The organism is Collinsella aerofaciens, from assembly GCF_040910185.1.
In the GTDB taxonomy this organism is placed as follows: domain Bacteria; phylum Actinomycetota; class Coriobacteriia; order Coriobacteriales; family Coriobacteriaceae; genus Collinsella; species Collinsella aerofaciens_BF.
The window spans coordinates 1-17618 of sequence record NZ_JBDGBA010000006.1; the positions used below are offsets into that span (position 1 = coordinate 1).

Genomic DNA, 17618 nt, shown 5'->3' on the forward strand with positions numbered 1-17618 from the left:
CCGAGCTCCTGAACCAAAAACGTGCGGATGAGGCGATGACGGTACCAGATAGCCGTGCCAACCTCGCGGCCGCGATCGGTCAGGATCACCTTGCCGTAGTGCGATTGCTCGACAAGCTCGGATGCCTTGAGAGCCGAAACCGCTTTATTGACCGATGCCTTGGAGACGCCAAGGCGCTGCGCGATGTCGACCGATCGAACGCCGTTGGTTTCCCCCTCTTCGCTTTCAATGCGAACCATGCACTCCAAGTAGTCTTCGTTCGCCACCGTCAGATGTAGTTCGCGCGAGCTATTTGTCGTATCCATGATCTTCCGTCCCTTCTGCATTCAATGGCTGATTCTACCCCATCAAAGCGTCGCGGTATGCCGTGGCATACCGTGCTAGAGTTCTTGTTGCACACGACGACCAAGATTGGAGCGGTCTTTATGGAAAACACCACCACGAACCCCGATGTCCTCGAGCGCTTTTTGCGCTACGTCCAGATCAACACGCAGTCCGAGGATGCAAACTGCGACCAGGTACCCTCGAGCGCCGTTCAGTTTGACCTTGCCAACGTGCTGGCTGAAGAGCTGCGCGAGCTTGGTGCGGAAGATGCCCACGTGACCGAGCACGCCTATGTCTGCGCGCATATCCCCGCAAGTGCGGGCGCTGAGGACAAGCCCGCCCTGGGCCTGATCGCCCATCTCGACACCACCGAAGTTGCACCGGGTGCCGGCGTGAAACCGCACATCGTACACTACGAAGGCGGCGACCTGGTCTGCGGCACGGTTGACGGTAAGCCCGTTGCCATGAGTACCGCCAAGCTTCCCGCCCTGAACGACCTCGCAGGTGAGGACCTGGTCTGCAGCGATGGCACCACGCTGCTGGGCGCGGACGACAAGGCAGGCGTCGCCGAGATCATGTCGCTTGTCGCGCGTATCGCTCAGGACCCTTCTCTGCCCCATCCCGCACTCGGCATTTGCTTCTGCCCTGACGAGGAGATCGGCCACGGAGCCGAGCTGTTGGATATCGATGCCTTTGGCTGCAAGTACGCCTACACGGTCGACGGCGGCCCCATCGGCGAGCTGGAGTGGGAGTGCTTTAACGCCGCCGAGGCGACCGTCCGCTTTGAGGGCCAGTCCATCCACCCGGGCGACGCTAAGGGCCGTATGGTCAACGCAGGCAATCTGTTCTGCGACTTCAACGCGTTGCTCCCCTACGTGCAGCGCCCGGAGTATACGGAAGGCTACGAGGGCTTTTATCACCTTGAGGGTGTATCTGCGACCGTCGATCACGCCACAGCGCGCTATATCGTCCGCGACCATGACGCCGCCAAGTTCCAGCAGAAACTCGACCTTATTGATGCCGCCGCCTCGATGCTCAACCAGCGTCTGGGTGAGGAGCGCGTGACGGTCGAGATTAAGCAGCAGTATCGAAATATGGCCGAGATCGTTCGTGACTATCCCGAGCTTATTGATGTTGCCAAGGAAGCCTACCTTGCCTGCGGCGTTGAGCCCCAAGTGCTGCCGATTCGCGGCGGCACCGACGGCGCTCAGCTGTCGTTCCGCGGTCTGCCCTGCCCCAACCTTTCCACCGGCGGCTATTGCTACCACGGCGTCAACGAGTTCGTCCCGGTCAGTTCGCTCGTCAAGATGACCGACGTGCTCCAGGAGCTCGTCGCCCGCTTTGCATAAGCCTGGCTGCACAAGTCCAAAAGACGAATCGCCCCGTCCTCAACCAAGAACGGGGCGATTTTTTTTGCTGCAATGAGAACAGGTTGACGCACGCCAGCCTCTTAACGCAAGGAGTGTCCCAAACTGCCGGTACAAAAGGAACGTCCCCAAGTGCCAAGTGTTCCGGCAACGCCGATGTTTTGGCAACGACAGCGAGCGGGTCGCATTTGAGACAAGGTGACGTGAAGCGAAAGGGCGCTGACCTTCTGGTCGCGCCCTTGAAGTTGAACGTCAGATTGTCCAAATGCGGCCCGCGCAGCGTCGAGTCGTTACGGCGTTTGGTAAAACGCCGTAACTCTAGTAGTTGGCTTCGTAGCCGTTGCCGTCGCCGGTGGGCTCTTCGTAGTAGTCCGAATCGCTCGAATCGCTTGAGTCATCGGAATCGTCAGAGCTGACCGATGAGGTTGCGGTACCGTTTGCGTAGTCGTCAGACGTGTTGTTGTTCAGGTCGCCGATCGTAGAGCTGGAACCGTCGGAAAGGCCCATGGTGTTGGGACCCTTGGGGTCCTTGCCGGCGTCGACGCGCTCCATCATTTCCTTGAGCTCGTCCTCGTAGACAAAGACGTAGCTCACACCGTCGATCATGGTGCTGTCGTCGGCGTACGAGGGCAGGTTGGCCGAGTAGATACCGTCGACATCCATACCGCGCATGGCGTTGACCGTAGCCACGATATCCTGAACGCTCATATCGGTTACGAGCATATCGGACAGCGAATTAACCAGGCCAAAGATCTTCGTGGCATCGAAGTTATTGAGAATCTGGTTGGCAAGGGCGCCAAGCACCTGACGCTGGTGGCGCATGCGCGTGTAATCGCCGTCGGCATAGGTGTAGCGGCAGCGGGCATAGGTAAGGGCGGTGGCACCGTCCATATGCTGCTGGCCAGCGGTAATCTTAATATCCAGGTGCTCGGGGTCGTCAACATCATCGGTTGCGTTAATGTCGATACCGCCAACCGAATCAATCAGCGCCTGCATACCGTCGAAGCTGACCTCGGCATAGTGGGAAATCTGAACACCGCACAACTCGTTGACCGCCTCGACCATGGCCTCGGCGCCGCCAACGGTGTGGCAGGCGTTGATCTTCATGGTCTCGCCCTTGTACTCGACCTTGGTGTCGCGCGGAACGGAAATGAGCGTCGCCTGCTTTTGCGTGGGGTCGATGCGTGCCAGGATAATCGAGTCGGCACGATACGTATCCTCGCCCGGACGGCCGTCGGTGCCAAGAAGCAGCACGTAGAACGGATCCTTTGCCTCATCGGTGTCAACCAGAACCCGACGCAGATTGTCGGTAATGACATTAGAATCGCCGAGCTTGCCCATAATGGTGGCAAACCACAGGCCGGCAGCGGTAGTGGCACTCAGCAGCACGCCAAGCACGACAATGAGCGCGACGTGACGAATCGTGTGGCTACGACGACGTTGACGAGCGCGCTCGGAATAGCGAGCCACGTTATCGCGACTGTAGATCTTGGCCTGCGCACCAGTTGAGGGTCTTCGGGCGGTGGTATCCGCGAGGGGATTTTTATTAAACATAGGCAACCTGTATTAGTAGATGGCGGGATCGGGGACGGTAGCATGCTCGACATGCGCGCCGAGCGCCTGCAGCTTTTCGACAAACTGCTCGTAGCCGCGCTTGATGTGATGGATGGCCGAAACCTCGGTCGTCCCGTCGGCGATCAAGCCCGCTACGACGAGGGCCGCTCCGCCACGCAGATCGGGCGAGGTAACCTGTGCACCCGAGAAGCCCTTGACGCCATGAATCATGGCATGATGGCTCTCGATACGAATGTCGGCACCCATGCGCACCAGCTCAGAGGCAAACATAAAGCGATTCTCGAAGATGTTTTCGGTAATAACGGAACTGCCGTCGGCAAGGGCGGAGAGCACCATAATCTGCGCCTGCATGTCGGTCGGGAAACCGGGGAACGGAAGCGTCTGGATGTCGACCGGCTTGATACGCTCGGCACGGTTCACATGGACGCCATCTTCGACGCGCTCGCAGTCGATACCCATGAGCTCCATCTTCTTGAGCACCATGCCCAAGTGAATGGGGCAAAAACCCGTGACGTCGACACCGCGATCGTCGGCCATCAACGCACCGGCAACGATAAAGGTACCGGCCTCGATGCGGTCGCCCACCACGCGATGGGTAACGGGATGGAGCTCTTCCACGCCTTCGATAGTCACGACGGGCGTACCGGCGCCGACAATCTTGGCGCCCATCTCGTTGAGCATGTTAGCGAGATCGACGATCTCGGGCTCGCGGGCGGCATTATCGATAACCGTGGTGCCCTGTGCGCGCACAGAGGCCATGATGAGGTTCTCGGTCGCACCGACGCTGGCGAACTCGAGCGTGACGGTGGTACCGCGCAGACCTTGGGGCGCATTAGCGTTGATGTAACCGTGGGCGGTATCGAACTCAACGCCCAGGGCCTCAAGACCAAGAATGTGCATATCGATCTTGCGAGCACCCAGGTTGCAGCCGCCCGGCATGGCAATTTTGGCGCGATGGAAGCGGCCCAGCAGGGGTCCCATGACGGCGGTGGAAGCGCGCATCTTGGCAACGAGCTCGTAGGGGGCCTCCCATGAATCGACCTGAGAGGTATCAATCTCGAGCGTGTGCTCGTCGAGAACATCGATCGTAGCGCCCATGCCTTTGAGCACCTTGCCCATCACGTGGACATCGGAAATATCGGGCACGTTCTGCAGCGTCGTCTTGCCCGGCGCCAGAAGCGTTGCCGCCATGAGTTTGAGCGCGGAGTTCTTGGCGCCCGAAACGGGCACGGAGCCTCCGATGGCGTGGCCACCCTCAACGCGGATAATATCCAAGGTCTACCCTTTCAAAAAGCATGCCCGGAGTGGCTGGGCCATCCCGGGCATGATGTGTTCGCAAATGGTCGAACGCTAAATCGTTTGACTATTGGGCAAGCTTGAGCTTACACCATGCGATTTCATTATAGAGGTAGGCGCGGCGTGCATCATCCTCCGACAAATTACCCAGCTTCTCTTCAAAACCTTGAATATCAGCTTTAAGCTTGTCGGCATCGACGGTCGCCAAATCGCAAGCGCGCTCGGCGAGAACGGTCACGACATCGTCCGCAACCTGGGCATAGCCGCCGGCCACGGCAAACGTGTGGTCGACAGTGCCCATGGCCTTATCGGAAACGCGAACGTAACCGCGGTCGATCGTGCAAATCTCGCTGGAGTGAGCAGGCAGAACGCCAAACTCGCCATCCGTGGACGGAATCGACACAAACGCAGCGTCGCCCTCATAGGCGCAGCTCACGGGGCACACGATGCGGATACGCATAACCTACTTCTCCCCCATCTTGCGGGCGCGCTCGCGCACGTCCTCAATCGTGGAAGCATAGCGGAAAGCCTGCTCGGGCAGGTCATCGGCCTTGCCGTCGACAATCTCGGCGAAGGAGCGGACGGTATCCTCGACGCGGACGTAGACACCGGGGTTGCCGGTGAACTTCTCGGCAACGTGGAAGGACTGGGAGAGGAACTGCTGGATCTTACGGGCACGGTTGACCGTAAGGCGCTGCTCCTCGGACAGCTCGTCCATACCCAGAATGGCGATGATGTCCTGAAGGTCGGAGTACTCCTGCAGGAGCTCCTGGACCTTGACGGCGACACGGTAGTGCTCCTCGCCGACGATCGAGGGATCGAGAGCGTCGGAGGAAGACGCGAGCGGGTCGATAGCCGGGAACAGACCGAGCGACGAAATGCTACGCGAAAGGACCGTAGTGGCGTCGAGGTGCGTAAACGTCGTGGCAGGCGCCGGGTCGGTCAGGTCGTCTGCAGGGACGTAGACGGCCTGGACGGAGGTAATGGAACCCGTCTTGGTCGAGGTAATGCGCTCCTGGAGGTCGCCCATCTCGGTTGCCAGCGTGGGCTGGTAACCAACGGCGGACGGCATACGGCCCAGCAGTGCGGAAACCTCGGAACCTGCCTGGGAGAAGCGGAAGATGTTGTCGATGAACAGCAGAACGTCCTGGCCACGATCACGGAAATACTCAGCGGTGGTAAGGCCGGCCAGACCGATGCGCAGACGCGCTCCGGGCGGCTCGTTCATCTGACCATAGACCAAGCAGGTCTTGTCGATAACGCCAGACTCGCTCATCTCGAGGAACAGGTCGGTGCCCTCGCGGGTACGCTCGCCGACGCCGGTGAACACCGAAGTGCCGCCGTGCTCCTGGGCGAGGTTGTTGATGAGCTCCTGAATCAAAACGGTCTTGCCGACGCCGGCGCCGCCGAACAGACCCGTTTTGCCGCCACGGATGTAGGGCTCGAGCAGGTCAACGGCCTTGATGCCGGTCTCGAAGATCTCGGTCTTGGTGGTGAGCTCGTCGAAACGGGGCGCTGCATGGTGGATGGGGTAGAACTCCTCCACCTCGGGCATGGGCTTGCCGTCGACGGGCTTGCCCATGACGTTCCAAATGCGGCCGAGCGTCTTGGGGCCGACCGGCATCTTCATGGGCTCACCGGTATCGGTGGCGATGAGGCCGCGCTGCAGGCCGTCGGTCGAGGACATGGCGACCGTGCGGACGACGCCGCCCGGAAGCTGGCTCTCGACCTCGAGGATCGTGCTCAGATGACCGATCGGGGTCTCGGCCTCGACCGTGAGCGCGTTGTAGATCGGGGGCACCGCGCCGTCAAACTTGACGTCGACGACAGGGCCGATGATTCGCACGATGCGACCATCACCGGCAGTCGTCTTCTTGGTGGCTTCCTCGACCGCAAGCTTTACGGTGTTATTAGCCATTACTGTTCCTCCAATGCTGAGGCTCCGCCGACGATCTCGTTAATCTCGGTCGTGATCGAAGCCTGGCGCACGCGACTATACGTGCGGGTAAGGGTCGAGATGATCGCGGTGGCGTTTTCCGTCGCGGAGTGCATGGCCTTGCGGCGTGCACCCTGCTCGGCAGCCGCCGAATCGATCAGGGCCTGGTAGATGACCGTCAGGATATAAGACGGCACAAGCTTGCCGAGAACATGCTCGGGAGAGGGCACGAACTCGAACGTGGACGAGATGCGCTTAGGGGCGTCGGTCTCGTTCTTACGCGGACCGTGGGCCATAGCGATCATCTCGGGGTCGAGCGGCAACAGATGCTCGACGCGAAGCTCCTGATCCACGCGGTTCTTGGCGTGGTGGTAGACAAGCTCGACACGGTCAAGCTCACCGGCACGATACGCATCGCAGATATGAGAGGAGATCATGCGGGCCTGATTGAAATCGGGCTCAGAGGAGTTGCCCTCAAAGTGCATGACGACGTCTGCGCGGTCACGGAAATACGTGGCCGGTTTGCGCCCACACGCGATGATCTCGCACTCGATGCCGTCGTTCGCCCAAGAAGCGGCGAGCTTTTCGGCCGTGCGCTCCACCGTCGTATTGAAACCGCCGGCAAGGCCGCGGTCCGAGGCAATAACGACAATCAGGCCATGCTTGACGCTCTCATGCTTCTGCAGCATGGGATCGGTGCCCGAACAGGAGGCGTCGCCGGCGACCGTCAACATGACGTCGGTCAGCGCCTCCTTATAGGGCTCGGCCTGCTTGGAGCGATCGAGGGCACGACGGATCTTGGCCGTAGAGACCATCTCCATCGTGCGCGTGATCTGCTTGGTCGTGGTAACCGAGGAGATTCGCTTCTTAATGTCGCGAAGGTTGGCCATGGGGCTTAGTTCTCCTCTGATCCAGAAACATCCGAATGGTGCTTGGCCATGAACTGCTGCTTGAAGTCACCGATGACGCGCAAGAGCTCAGCCTTGGTGTCATCATCGATCTTCTTGGCGCGAACCTTGTCGAGCAGCGAGCCAAAGCCATTGTCCATGTACTCGATGAGCTCGGCACGGAAAGGCAGCACGTCGGCGATCTCCAGGTCATCCAGGAAGCCCTCGTTGCCAGCGAACAGCGTAACGATCTGCTCGCCAACCTCAAACGGCTTGTAACGCGGCTGCTTAAGGAGCTCAGTCATGCGAGCGCCGTGGGTAAGCTGCTTTTGCGTGGCCTCGTCGAGGTCGGAGCCGAACTGCGTGAAGCCGGCGAGCTCCTGGTACGAAGCAAGGTCCAGACGGAGGTTGCCGGCGACCTGCTTCATGGCCTTGGTCTGTGCGTCGCCACCGACGCGGGACACGGAAATGCCCACGTCGACTGCCGGGCGCTGGCCCTGGAAGAAGAGCTCGGACTGCAGGTAGATCTGACCATCGGTAATGGAAATGACGTTGGTCGGAATGTAGGCCGAAACGTCGCCGTCCTGGGTCTCGATGATCGGAAGAGCCGTCATGGAGCCATAACCGTTCTTCTTGGACATCTTGACTGCACGCTCGAGCAGACGAGAGTGCAGGTAGAAGATGTCGCCGGGATAGGCCTCGCGTCCGGGCGGACGATGCAGCGTCAGCGACATCTGACGGTAAGCCACAGCCTGCTTGGACAGGTCGTCGTAGATGACGAGCACGTGGCCACCGGGGTTGGTCTCGCTGGCGGGCTTGCCGTCCTCACCGTTGTACATGAAGAACTCGCCGATAGCGGCACCGGCCATAGGCGCGATGTACTGCATAGGGGCGGAATCGGCAGCGGTGGCCGAAACGATGATGGTGTAGTCAAGCGCACCGTGCTGAGCGAGGGTCTCGCGGATGTTGGCAACCGTGGAGGCCTTCTGGCCGATGGCGACATAGATGCAGACCATGCCCTTGCCGCGCTGGTTGAGGATAGCGTCGATGGCGATGGCGGTCTTACCGGTCTTACGGTCGCCGATGATGAGCTCACGCTGACCACGGCCGATAGGCACCATGGAGTCGATGGCCAACAGGCCGGTCTGAACCGGCTCGCACACCGGGGTACGGTCGATAACGCCGGGGGCCTTGAACTCGATGGGGCGACGGTGCGTGGCGACGATGTCACCCAGGCCGTCGATAGGCTGGCCGAGCGGATTGACGACGCGGCCGAGCATGGCGCGGCTCACGGGGATATCCATAATGCGGCCAGTGGTGCGACACTCGTCGCCTTCCTTGATGGAGTCGACGGCGCCAAACAGAACGGCGCCGACCTCGTCACGGTCAAGGTTCTGGGCAAGGCCGAAGACGGTCTCACCGGTATCGGAGCTCTTGAACTCCAGAAGCTCGCCTGCCATGGCGCTCTTGAGGCCGGAGACGCGCGCGATGCCGTCGCCTACCTCGTCGACCGTTGAAACCTCATGCGTATCGACCGTCGCGGAGAGGCTCGTGAGCTGCTCCTGCAGTTTCTTGGCGATATCCTGGGCATTGAGGGTTTCGGACATTAGGCTTCACCTCCGTACGAATTAGCAGAGTTTACGAGGGTCTCCTGCGCGATGCGCAGCTGCGTCTTGACGGAAATGTCACGACGCTCGCCGCGGGCCTCGAGCACCAAGCCGCCCACGATAGACGGGTCGACCTGCTCGATAAGGAATACCTTGCGGCCGAAGTCCTGCTCGCATTTCTTAGTGATGGTTTGACGCAGCTCGTCGTCGAGCGGGATCGCCGTGGTGACGGTCACGCCCACTACATCCTCGTCTTCCTCGGCAACATACTTAAAGGCAGCTGCCACCTTGGGAAGAAGGTCGAGCTGGTCGCGCTTGGACATGGTGTCGAGCACGGCGATGATCTCGGGGCTGGCAGAAGCCAGGCGCTCGATCATCTCGAGGTCCTCGAACACATGGTTCTCGGCCTTAGCGGCTTCCAGAAGGGAGCGCGCGTAGGTCTCGAGCACCTTGTCCTGATAGCGGCTAGTCGGCATTCAGGCTACCTGCTTCCTGGATGTAGCGCTCGATGAGCTTCTTCTGCTCGGCATCGTCCTCGAGTGCCTCGCCCACGATCTTGGTGGCGACGGCAACGGACAGGTCGGCAATGGAGCTCGCGGCACCGGCGTAGATGGACTTGCGCTCGTCCTCGACGGTCGTATGGGCCTTGGCGATGATCTCCTCGGCCTCCTTGTGAGCAGCCTCGATGATACGGGCGCGCTCGGACTCGGCGTCCTTACGGGCCTCGAGAACAATGTCGGCAGCCTGACGACGGGCGTCGGTGACGATCGAGTCGGACTCAGCGCGCTTGGCGATAGCCTCCTGCTTGGTCTTCTCGGCCTCGTCGAGGCTCTCCTCGATCTTCTTGCCGCGCTCCTCCATGGTCTTCATGATGCCCGGCAGGGCGACCTTGGCCAGCACGATCCAGATAATCAGGAAGGCGATAAGCGCCGGGATGAACTCCGCCATCTTAGGGATGAGGATGTCCGCACCGGCAGCGCCGTCCTCGGCGAACGCGGAAACCGGCATGAGCAGCGCGGCCGCGGACGCGGAGAGTGCGATCGCGCTCTTCTGGGATGAAAGATTCATACTTGACGCTCCGTGCTATTTAACGATCAGCGCGACAACGAAGCCGATCAGAGCCAGAGCCTCGCCGAAGGCGGAGCCCATGATGAAGACGGTGAACACGCGGCCCTGGACCTCAGGCTGACGGGCCATAGCACCCGTAGCACCCAGAGCAGACAGGCCGATAGCAAGACCAGCGCCGATAACACCGAGACCGTAACCGATAACTCCCACGATTCCTCCTTTGTCGTGCGTGTCTTATTTCACGCAGGATAACCTTTTTATAACTGCCGGGCTCCATGGGTACGGGCACCGGCGGTTTAACGAATTACCTTACCTTTAAGGCGCGAACGGAAGACTACTCCTCCTCCGCGACCTCCTCTGCCTCGGAGACATACACGGCGGTAAGGACCGTGAAGACGTAAGCCTGGATGGCGCCGACCACAAGCTCGATCGCATAGATCAGGATGAGGATGGCAAGCCAGGCTAGCGAAGGCAGGGCGCCGACGGCGTGGGCCGCGGAAACCTGCTGAAGCAGCGGCTGCATGAACATGCTCGCCATGATGGCGAACGAGCCCATGACCACGTGTCCTGCGAACATGTTGCAGAACAGACGGACGGCGAGCGTGATGAGGCGCAGGAAGGTCGAGAAAAGCTCGACGACCCACACGAGCACGTTCATCGGGAAGCTCACGCCCTGCGGGGCGAGGCTCTTGATGTAGCCGATCACGCCGTGAGCCTTGCATCCGTAGTAGATGAAGTACACAAAGGCGAAGATGGCGAGCGCGGCGGTGGAGCCGATTGCGCCGGTGCCGGGCTTCATTCCCGGGATCAGGCCGATCATGTTGTTGATCAGGATGAACAGGAAAAGCGAGCACAGGAACGGGAAGTGCTTCTTCCAGTTCTCACCCACGACGCCCTTGCCGATATCGTTCTCGACGTACTCGATGATGTACTCGAAACCGTTGACGAAGAAGCCCTTGGGAACCAGGGTCTGCTTCTTCTTGAACACGGCCAGGACGATCAGGAGCACGATCGTGGAGACGATCAGCCAAAACGAGTACTGCGTGATGCCGCAGCTCAGATCGCCCACGACAGGGGTGGAGCTGAACTCGCTGACCAGATGATTAATCTCATCAGGCAGCTTTTCAAAAATTTCCACGACTTACCTTTCGACCTCATGAGGATCTCGCAGCGCCTTGGCGACGCGAACCGTGCAGGCGGCCATAAAGGCCACGAAGCCGATCGCCTCGCCCAGGAGGAACATGCGAAATGCCTCTCCGAACAACACAAACACAACCAAGGTAAAGACGAGCAGGGCGATTGCCGAGACCGCCAGACTCACCATACCCTTGAGCATGTCCGCATTCTGTTTATCGTCAAGAACCGGCTTGAGCGTAAAGACAAAGGGAAGGAAGGCAATTGCGCCCGCGATGGCGCCTGCAACGATAGCGAGCAGATCGGCTATCTGAAACACTGGCGTCCTCACTTTCCTTTTTAACGCTTCACAGAACAGTTCCCGCCAAACATTGGTGACTATTGTACGAGCCAATCGCTAAAGTACAACCGAAAAAGCATCGGTTAATACGCACCTGTTCGTTTTCTTAAGACCTTCTTTATGCCGCAGGTACGGTAATACGTTTTTCTCGAACCCTGCAGGGCAAAACGTCCGTTAACAGGAGTGCGCGCGGTCGCCTTTTGTTCGTCCGCGCGCACCGTTTCTTCGTATTTGCAGCCGCGGCCATCTTAGCCCAGCGACTAGAGCGTGCCGTAGATGCGGTCGCCGGCGTCGCCCAGGCCGGGAACGATGTAGGCAGCCTCGTTGAGATGGTCGTCGATGGCGCAGGTATAGATATGCACATCAGGGTCCTTCTCAGTCAGCGACTTGAGGCCCTCGGGGGCCGCGACGATGCACAGCATGCGGATGTCCTTGACACCGCGCTCGCGCAGGTAGCTAATGGCCATCTCGGCCGAACCGCCCGTGGCGAGCATGGGGTCGACGACCAGGCAGATGCGCTGGTCGATATCCTTGGGCATCTTGCAGTAATACTCGTGCGGCTCGTGGGTGACCTCGTCGCGCTCCATGCCGATGTGGCCCACGCGAGCGGAGGGCACCAGGTCGAGGATGCCGTCGACCATGCCAAGGCCCGCACGCAGGATGGGCACGATGGCGAGTTTCTTGCCGGCGAGCTGTTTGAACGTGGCGGTAGTGATGGGGGTCTCGACCTCGACGTCTTCCATAGGCAGGTCGCGCATGGCCTCGTAGCCGTCAAAAAGTGCGAGTTCGCGCACGAGCTGACGGAACTGGTTGGTGCCGGTGTTTTTGTCGCGCAGGATCGACAGCTTGTGCTGGACGAGCGGGTGATCGACAAGCGTCACACGGGACGCATCGTAGGTGACGGTCATGGATTGATTGCCCCTTTCGTTGCGGCCGCAAAACGGCCTTGCTGACAAGGCGTGCAGCAATGTTGCCGCCGCACGCCATGCATTAGTTTAGCGGTTTGTTGTATCGAGCAGCCCATCGCAGCCCTACTGTGCGGTGCTGAGCGAGCGCCTGGCTGCATCACGCCAGCCCGCAAGGTTTTGCTCGCGGCGCTCGGCGGACATGTGGGGAAGGAAGGTCCTAACGATCTGGGCATTTTGCTCCAGCTCCTCCAGGTCTTCCCAATAGCCGACGGCAAGACCCGCCAAGTACGCGGCACCGATTGCCGTGGTCTCCACCGTCTCGCATTGCAGCACGGGGATATCCAGCAGGTCGGCCTGGAATTGCATGATGAACTCGTTGCGCGAGGCACCGCCATCGACGGACAGGCGCTCAATCGAAAGCCCCACGTCCTGCTCCATGGCGCGCAGCACGTCGTAGCTCTGATATGCCATGGATTCGCAGGCGGCACGTACGATGGTCGCACGGCTCGAGGCGCCGGTCAGACCGCACACAATACCGCGGGCATGCGGGTCCCACCAGGGAGCACCCAAACCCGCAAAGGCGGGAACGAAGTAGCAGCCCTCGTTGTCGCTAATCGAAGCGGCGAGTTGTGCCGACTCGCTCACGCTCGAGATGATGCCCATGTTGTTGCGAAGCCAGTTCATCGTTGAGCCGGCGGCAAAAATAGAGCCCTCGAGCGCATAGCTGACTTTGCCGTCCGCAGCGATACCGATGGTGGAGACCAGGCCATTCTTGGATTCGACGATCTCGTCGCCGGTGTTCATGAGCATAAAGCAGCCCGTGCCATAGGTGTTTTTGGTCTGGCCGGGACGGAAACAGCAGTGACCGAACAGCGATGCCTGCTGGTCGCCCGCCACACCCATGATGGGCGGCATGTTGGTCATGATGTCGCTCGCGACGCGGCCGTAGTCGCCCGAGCTCCAGCGAACCTCGGGCATCATGGAACGTGGAACGTCAAAGAGCGCCAGCAGGTCGTCGTCCCAATCGAGCGTATGGATATTAAAGAGTGCCGTGCGGCTGGCATTGGTGTAGTCGGTGGCAAAGACCTGGCCGCCGGTGAGGTTGTAGATGAGCCAGGTGTCGATGGTGCCAAACATGAGGTCGCCCGCCGCCGCGCTCTCGCGTGCGCCGTCGACGTTGTCGAGAATCCACTGCACCTTGGAGGCCGAGAAATACGGGTCAAGCGTAAGTCCCGTGCGGGAGCGCACCAGCTCCTCGCAACCCTGTTCAACCAACGCGTCGATCGCCGGCGCGGTACGACGGCACTGCCATACGATGGCGTTATAGATGGGCTGGCCGCTCACGCGGTCCCAGACCACCGTGGTCTCGCGCTGGTTGGAGATGCCGATGGCGGCGATGCGGTCGGAATGGATACCGCTCTTAAACTGAACCTCCATCATCACGCCGATCTGGCTGGCAAGCACCTCCGTGGGATCCTGCTCCACCCAGCCGGGGCGCGGGAAGCTGGTTTTGACGCTACGACGCGCCTGGGCAACGATGCAGCCGTATTCGTCGACAATGGCCGCGAGTACCGAGGTAGTGCCGCAGTCGAGCGCCATGATGTAGGAACCGCCAAAGTTAAACGAGGCATCTTCCATGCCCAGGCTGCCCAGATTCAAAGACATCGCTTACACCCTTCTATTGCATCGGGTCGGACAGGACCCGCTCGATCTCTGATGCGGGAAGTGCGCCTTGGCGCAGGATCTGGAGCCCGCCGTGCTGGAACGACACGATGGTCGAGGCGTCGCGACACGGGGTCTCACCGGCGTCGACGGCAACATCGACCCCCTCCAGGATGCGACCCTCGACGGCGGCAAAGCTTGCCGGCGAAGGCGCGCCGTGCGTGTTGGCGCTCGTGCAGGCAAGGGGACTGCCGCAGGCGCGGATGAGCGCTTGGACCACGGGAGAGGCCGAAGCGCGCAGGGCCACGGTGTCGTCGGCAGCGCGCATAAAGGTCGGCACGCAGGGGGCTGCCTTGACCACGATAGTCAGGGCTCCCGGCCAGCATCGTCGCGCGAGTACGCGGGCATCTTCCGGGATATCCACGCCATAGCGGTCGAGTGCTTCGACGCCATCGACCAGCCAAGCGACGGTTTGCGTGAGCTCACGTTGCTTGAGAGTGAAGATACGGCGATAGCCGGTGCCGAGCGCAGGAACTGCGGCGCCATTGACGGCAGCCTGCGGATCGCGCGGCCACGATGGGAATTCGCTTGTATCTTGGGGCACGGCGTCCGAGAAGGCGTTGACTGCCACGGCAACACCGTAGACGGTCTCGGTCGGAATCAAGGCCAGGCCGCCGCGGCCGAGCACCTCGGCCGTGCGCTCGACGGCAAGCCGATGCGGCTCGCGCGTTCCCTCGTATACCCGATAGACCGTCTGCATGTGTATGCCAGCCCCTTACGCTCCGGTGCAAGTTTGTTTACTGTGGGGCATTCTCGCACGAAACATTCAACCTATTTGCCCAGAGCGCATGTTGGTTTGGTGAGCGGCTCTAGTAGTCGGTGAAAGTGAGGGGGTTAATTGAAGATTTTTAGCGCGCAAGCGTAACGGTACGATCGGGAAACTCGATGCTTGCAACCAGTTTTCCGCCGAGGCTCTCTGCGTACCTGCTCAGCGTGTCGAGCCTCATCGAACCCAACTCCCCACGCTCGAGCTCGGATACACGTTTTTGAGAAACGCCCATCGACTGGGCGACCGACGCCTGTGTTAGATCTTTTAACCTGCGAATCTGAGCAAGCTTATAGGCTTCGATACGATCGCGAGTCCTCTCCTGCTCGGCGGTAATGGAGTCGCGTGTTATCCCGCGAGATTCCATATACTCATGCAGTTCCATCTCGATCGAGCCTCCTTACGTGGCGACGGTATATTTGCTCGGCCCTTGGAATGTTGATCGCATACCAACCGTTCCATTTTGCCCTTGACGATCCCGCTCGCGACTTATCACCCGCCAATAGCAATACCGCCTGGCGCTTGGGGTCAAAGGCGAAGAGGATGCGAATCACCTGCCCACCACACGACGTCACTCTCAGCTCCTTTAAATGATGAAGCTTCGAGCCCTTTACGCGGTCAACCAGCGGACGACCAAGGCTGGGACCTTCCTTCTCGAGCACCAAAAGGTCTGCATAAATCTGCTTCAGCGTAGCTTCATCCTGCTCATCAAGCCAAGGTTCAATGTAATCAAGCACGATACGGTACCGATACAGCTGATTTGACATACCTTTCTCCTTCTATAGTAGAAGTTTTACGGTATATTGCAAGGACAAATTTGCGCAAATGTCTATTTGTTCAGCTTAAATACGCTGTTTGGGCTCGGTGACGATGGCTCGGACGATGCGGGGGCGATCGGTGAGGTCGCGGACGATGCGCACGTCCGAGAGACCCGCCTGGCGGCAGAGCTCGGCGGCGGCGTCGAGGGCACCCTCGTAGAGCTCGCAGGCAAACAGGCCGCCGGCGCGCAGCATGTAAGGCGCCGCATTGAGCAGGCGGCGGAAGATATCGAGGCCGTCGGCGCCGCCCTCAAGCGCCAGGTCGGGCTCGAAGTCCTTGACCTCGTGCGGCAGCGAGCGCATGACGTCGGTCGGAATGTAGGGCGGATTGGAGACAAGCACGTCGAACGTGCCCCACTCTTCGCGGGGAATGGAACTCACCAGGTTGGTGAGGCTGAAGGCGACCTCGTCGTACGTGAGGCCAAGCGCATCGCGGTTTTTGGTGGCCAAATCGATAGCGCGCGGCTCGATATCGGTGGCGGTGCAGGTAACGTGGCCGCGGCGCTCCCAGGCAAGGGAGAGCGAAATGCAGCCCGTGCCGCAGCCGACCTCGAGAACGCGGGCGATGCGGGGCTCGGCTGGGGCAGGCGAAGCGGCATCCTGAGCTGAAGCCGTCTCCTGGTCGGCACCCTCGATGGCGATGCCGTATTCGTCGAGCTCGGGCTCGGCGGCTTCCGCGGCTTCGGCTTCTGCTGCCTGCGCGGCGGCTTCCTCGGCCTCGCGGTCGGCCAGTTCCTCGGCATAGGCGCGACTGCCCAGCACATCGCCGCCCAGCGCCGCCTCGTCGGCGGCCGTCAGGTTGGCGGCACGGCGCTCGGCGGTCGCGCGTTCGTCTGCCAGCGCGGCCTCAGCCTTGCGTGCCTCCTCGACCTCATCGTTCCAAGGCAGCTCAACACGCTGACGGGCAGCAGCCTCGGGGCTCAGCACCTCGGCATCCAGATAATTGAGGACTTCCTCGACGAGCATCTCGGTCTCGGGACGCGGAATGAGCACGCCGGGGGCGCACGTGACGTCGATCATGCGAAACTGCGTGCTGCCGGTGATGTACTGCAGCGGTTCACCTTTAGCGCGACGAACAACGGCCGCGTGCATGGTCTCGAGCTGAGCCGCGTTAAGCGTCTCGTCCATGCGCATATATAAGTCGATGCGTGCCAAACCCGTGGCAGCGCAGAGCAGCCACTCGGCAGAAAGACGGGGGTGCTCCTCGCCGCGCTCGGCCAGGTACTCCTTGGTCCACTCGAGACAACGCTTGATGGTCCAAATCTCGTTTGCCATGGGGCCCTCCCCTCTTAAGCGCCGGACGGCGCGCGAATGTCGGAGCAGATTGTACGCGAGGGCGGCACGCGGCAAGGGACGATTGGAAGCGATTATCGAGAATCAGCCCAGAATTTTGCTTGAATCGCAATCGAAGTGTTCATTCGTCGACGTCTAAATCTGCATCCGTCAAGCTTTTGGCAAGGTTGACCCAAAACTGACCAATATCTAACCAAGAACTTGCCACATCACTTGACGCGCGACGCATCAAAAAATGACACGCGACTTCTTGGACGATTTTTTGAGCATTATTTTCGATAGCAGATGAATGCCGCTAATTTCTTTGAGCAGGTAGCCGGCTTAATGGCCATCAAAGCCGATTAAATAACATCTCAAAGCAATGTACCCAACCTAGTCATTTAAGAACGTCCCCAATGACTACATCTAAGGCGCCGCAGGTTGAGCATACCGCATCCGGAGCAAGGCAACACCGCAGGTAGAGGACGGACAGCGAGCGGGTCGCATTTGAGACAAGGTGACGTGAAACGAAAGGGCGCTGACCTTCTGGTCGCGCCCTTGAAGTTGAACGTCAGATTGTCCAAATGCGGCCCGCGCA

At 60.3% G+C, this 17618-nt stretch carries 19 protein-coding genes; 1 reads left to right on the forward strand and 18 read right to left on the reverse strand.

From position 1 onward, the window contains the following. A partial coding sequence (locus AB5Z54_RS03605; RefSeq protein WP_368160260.1) for a metal-dependent transcriptional regulator occupies window positions 1-305 on the reverse strand: 305 nt, incomplete at its 3' end. 120 nt (window positions 306-425) lie between these two features. Between AB5Z54_RS03605 and pepT the strand changes: the two genes are divergently transcribed. Next, complete coding sequence (pepT, locus tag AB5Z54_RS03610) at window positions 426-1673, forward strand: peptidase T (protein ID WP_368160263.1); 1248 nt, start codon at window positions 426-428, stop codon at window positions 1671-1673. A gap of 336 nt (window positions 1674-2009) precedes the next feature. Here pepT and AB5Z54_RS03615 read toward each other — a convergent pair whose 3' ends face one another. From AB5Z54_RS03615 to AB5Z54_RS03695, 17 genes are all read right to left on the reverse strand, one after another. Continuing rightward, window positions 2010-3245, reverse strand: coding sequence for an LCP family protein (locus AB5Z54_RS03615; RefSeq protein WP_368160265.1), 1236 nt, complete (start codon window positions 3243-3245; stop codon window positions 2010-2012). Between the two features lie 12 nt (window positions 3246-3257). Continuing rightward, entirely contained in the window at window positions 3258-4541 is a 1284-nt protein-coding gene (gene murA, locus AB5Z54_RS03620) for a UDP-N-acetylglucosamine 1-carboxyvinyltransferase (RefSeq protein ID WP_195503151.1), read from the reverse strand. An 88-nt stretch (window positions 4542-4629) separates the two neighbouring features. Continuing rightward, window positions 4630-5022 carry an ATP synthase F1 subunit epsilon gene (gene atpC / locus AB5Z54_RS03625; RefSeq protein WP_006235718.1) on the reverse strand — a complete coding sequence of 131 codons (393 nt, stop codon included), beginning with the start codon at window positions 5020-5022 and terminating at the stop codon, window positions 4630-4632. 3 nt (window positions 5023-5025) lie between these two features. Next, window positions 5026-6480 carry a F0F1 ATP synthase subunit beta gene (gene atpD, locus AB5Z54_RS03630; protein ID WP_006235717.1) on the reverse strand — a complete coding sequence of 485 codons (1455 nt, stop codon included), beginning with the start codon at window positions 6478-6480 and terminating at the stop codon, window positions 5026-5028. Beyond that, window positions 6480-7388: an ATP synthase F1 subunit gamma gene (gene atpG / locus AB5Z54_RS03635; RefSeq protein ID WP_368160267.1), complete on the reverse strand. Its 909-nt coding sequence runs from the start codon at window positions 7386-7388 to the stop codon at window positions 6480-6482. Before atpG ends, atpD begins: the two co-directional genes overlap by 1 nt. 5 nt (window positions 7389-7393) lie before the next feature. Beyond that, window positions 7394-8992: a F0F1 ATP synthase subunit alpha gene (gene atpA, locus AB5Z54_RS03640; protein WP_035138794.1), complete on the reverse strand. Its 1599-nt coding sequence runs from the start codon at window positions 8990-8992 to the stop codon at window positions 7394-7396. Next, entirely contained in the window at window positions 8992-9468 is a 477-nt protein-coding gene (locus AB5Z54_RS03645; RefSeq protein WP_368160269.1) for a F0F1 ATP synthase subunit delta, read from the reverse strand. Before AB5Z54_RS03645 ends, atpA begins: the two co-directional genes overlap by 1 nt. Beyond that, entirely contained in the window at window positions 9458-10060 is a 603-nt protein-coding gene (gene atpF / locus AB5Z54_RS03650; protein ID WP_006235712.1) for a F0F1 ATP synthase subunit B, read from the reverse strand. The genes AB5Z54_RS03645 and atpF overlap by 11 nt, the downstream gene beginning before the upstream one ends. Window positions 10061-10075: 15 nt before the next feature. Continuing rightward, the gene (locus AB5Z54_RS03655) at window positions 10076-10270 is read right to left on the reverse strand and encodes an ATP synthase subunit C-like protein (RefSeq protein ID WP_022094262.1); all 195 of its coding nucleotides are present in this window, start codon (window positions 10268-10270) and stop codon (window positions 10076-10078) included. A 124-nt stretch (window positions 10271-10394) separates the two neighbouring features. After that, window positions 10395-11198, reverse strand: coding sequence for a F0F1 ATP synthase subunit A (gene atpB, locus AB5Z54_RS03660; RefSeq protein ID WP_022094263.1), 804 nt, complete (start codon window positions 11196-11198; stop codon window positions 10395-10397). Window positions 11199-11201: 3 nt separating this feature from the next. Continuing rightward, entirely contained in the window at window positions 11202-11513 is a 312-nt protein-coding gene (locus AB5Z54_RS03665) for a hypothetical protein (RefSeq protein ID WP_022094264.1), read from the reverse strand. 281 nt (window positions 11514-11794) lie between these two features. Then, window positions 11795-12442 carry a uracil phosphoribosyltransferase gene (upp, locus tag AB5Z54_RS03670; protein WP_040359658.1) on the reverse strand — a complete coding sequence of 216 codons (648 nt, stop codon included), beginning with the start codon at window positions 12440-12442 and terminating at the stop codon, window positions 11795-11797. Window positions 12443-12565: 123 nt separating this feature from the next. Then, complete coding sequence (glpK, locus tag AB5Z54_RS03675) at window positions 12566-14107, reverse strand: glycerol kinase GlpK (RefSeq protein ID WP_368160271.1); 1542 nt, start codon at window positions 14105-14107, stop codon at window positions 12566-12568. 13 nt (window positions 14108-14120) lie between these two features. Next, window positions 14121-14864 (reverse strand): L-threonylcarbamoyladenylate synthase, encoded by a 744-nt coding sequence (locus AB5Z54_RS03680; protein ID WP_022094267.1) that lies wholly within the window; start codon window positions 14862-14864, stop codon window positions 14121-14123. Window positions 14865-15012: 148 nt separating this feature from the next. Continuing rightward, complete coding sequence (locus AB5Z54_RS03685; RefSeq protein WP_006235701.1) at window positions 15013-15315, reverse strand: helix-turn-helix domain-containing protein; 303 nt, start codon at window positions 15313-15315, stop codon at window positions 15013-15015. Beyond that, window positions 15302-15697 (reverse strand): type II toxin-antitoxin system RelE/ParE family toxin, encoded by a 396-nt coding sequence (locus AB5Z54_RS03690; RefSeq protein ID WP_368144223.1) that lies wholly within the window; start codon window positions 15695-15697, stop codon window positions 15302-15304. Before AB5Z54_RS03690 ends, AB5Z54_RS03685 begins: the two co-directional genes overlap by 14 nt. Window positions 15698-15772: 75 nt before the next feature. After that, window positions 15773-17023: a N5-glutamine methyltransferase family protein gene (locus AB5Z54_RS03695; RefSeq protein ID WP_368160273.1), complete on the reverse strand. Its 1251-nt coding sequence runs from the start codon at window positions 17021-17023 to the stop codon at window positions 15773-15775. Between the last annotated feature and the right edge of the window lie 595 nt (window positions 17024-17618).

Coding starts and splice junctions, on each gene's coding strand:
- pepT (WP_368160263.1), top strand. CDS start 426: ATGGAAAACACCACCACGAACCCCGATGTCCTCGAGCGCTTTTTGCGC.
- AB5Z54_RS03615 (WP_368160265.1), bottom strand. CDS start 3,245: ATGTTTAATAAAAATCCCCTCGCGGATACCACCGCCCGAAGACCCTCA.
- atpC (WP_006235718.1), bottom strand. CDS start 5,022: ATGCGTATCCGCATCGTGTGCCCCGTGAGCTGCGCCTATGAGGGCGAC.
- atpD (WP_006235717.1), bottom strand. CDS start 6,480: ATGGCTAATAACACCGTAAAGCTTGCGGTCGAGGAAGCCACCAAGAAG.
- atpG (WP_368160267.1), bottom strand. CDS start 7,388: ATGGCCAACCTTCGCGACATTAAGAAGCGAATCTCCTCGGTTACCACG.
- atpA (WP_035138794.1), bottom strand. CDS start 8,992: ATGTCCGAAACCCTCAATGCCCAGGATATCGCCAAGAAACTGCAGGAG.
- AB5Z54_RS03645 (WP_368160269.1), bottom strand. CDS start 9,468: ATGCCGACTAGCCGCTATCAGGACAAGGTGCTCGAGACCTACGCGCGC.
- atpF (WP_006235712.1), bottom strand. CDS start 10,060: ATGAATCTTTCATCCCAGAAGAGCGCGATCGCACTCTCCGCGTCCGCG.
- upp (WP_040359658.1), bottom strand. CDS start 12,442: ATGACCGTCACCTACGATGCGTCCCGTGTGACGCTTGTCGATCACCCG.
- glpK (WP_368160271.1), bottom strand. CDS start 14,107: ATGTCTTTGAATCTGGGCAGCCTGGGCATGGAAGATGCCTCGTTTAAC.
- AB5Z54_RS03680 (WP_022094267.1), bottom strand. CDS start 14,864: ATGCAGACGGTCTATCGGGTATACGAGGGAACGCGCGAGCCGCATCGG.
- AB5Z54_RS03685 (WP_006235701.1), bottom strand. CDS start 15,315: ATGGAACTGCATGAGTATATGGAATCTCGCGGGATAACACGCGACTCC.
- AB5Z54_RS03690 (WP_368144223.1), bottom strand. CDS start 15,697: ATGTCAAATCAGCTGTATCGGTACCGTATCGTGCTTGATTACATTGAA.
- AB5Z54_RS03695 (WP_368160273.1), bottom strand. CDS start 17,023: ATGGCAAACGAGATTTGGACCATCAAGCGTTGTCTCGAGTGGACCAAG.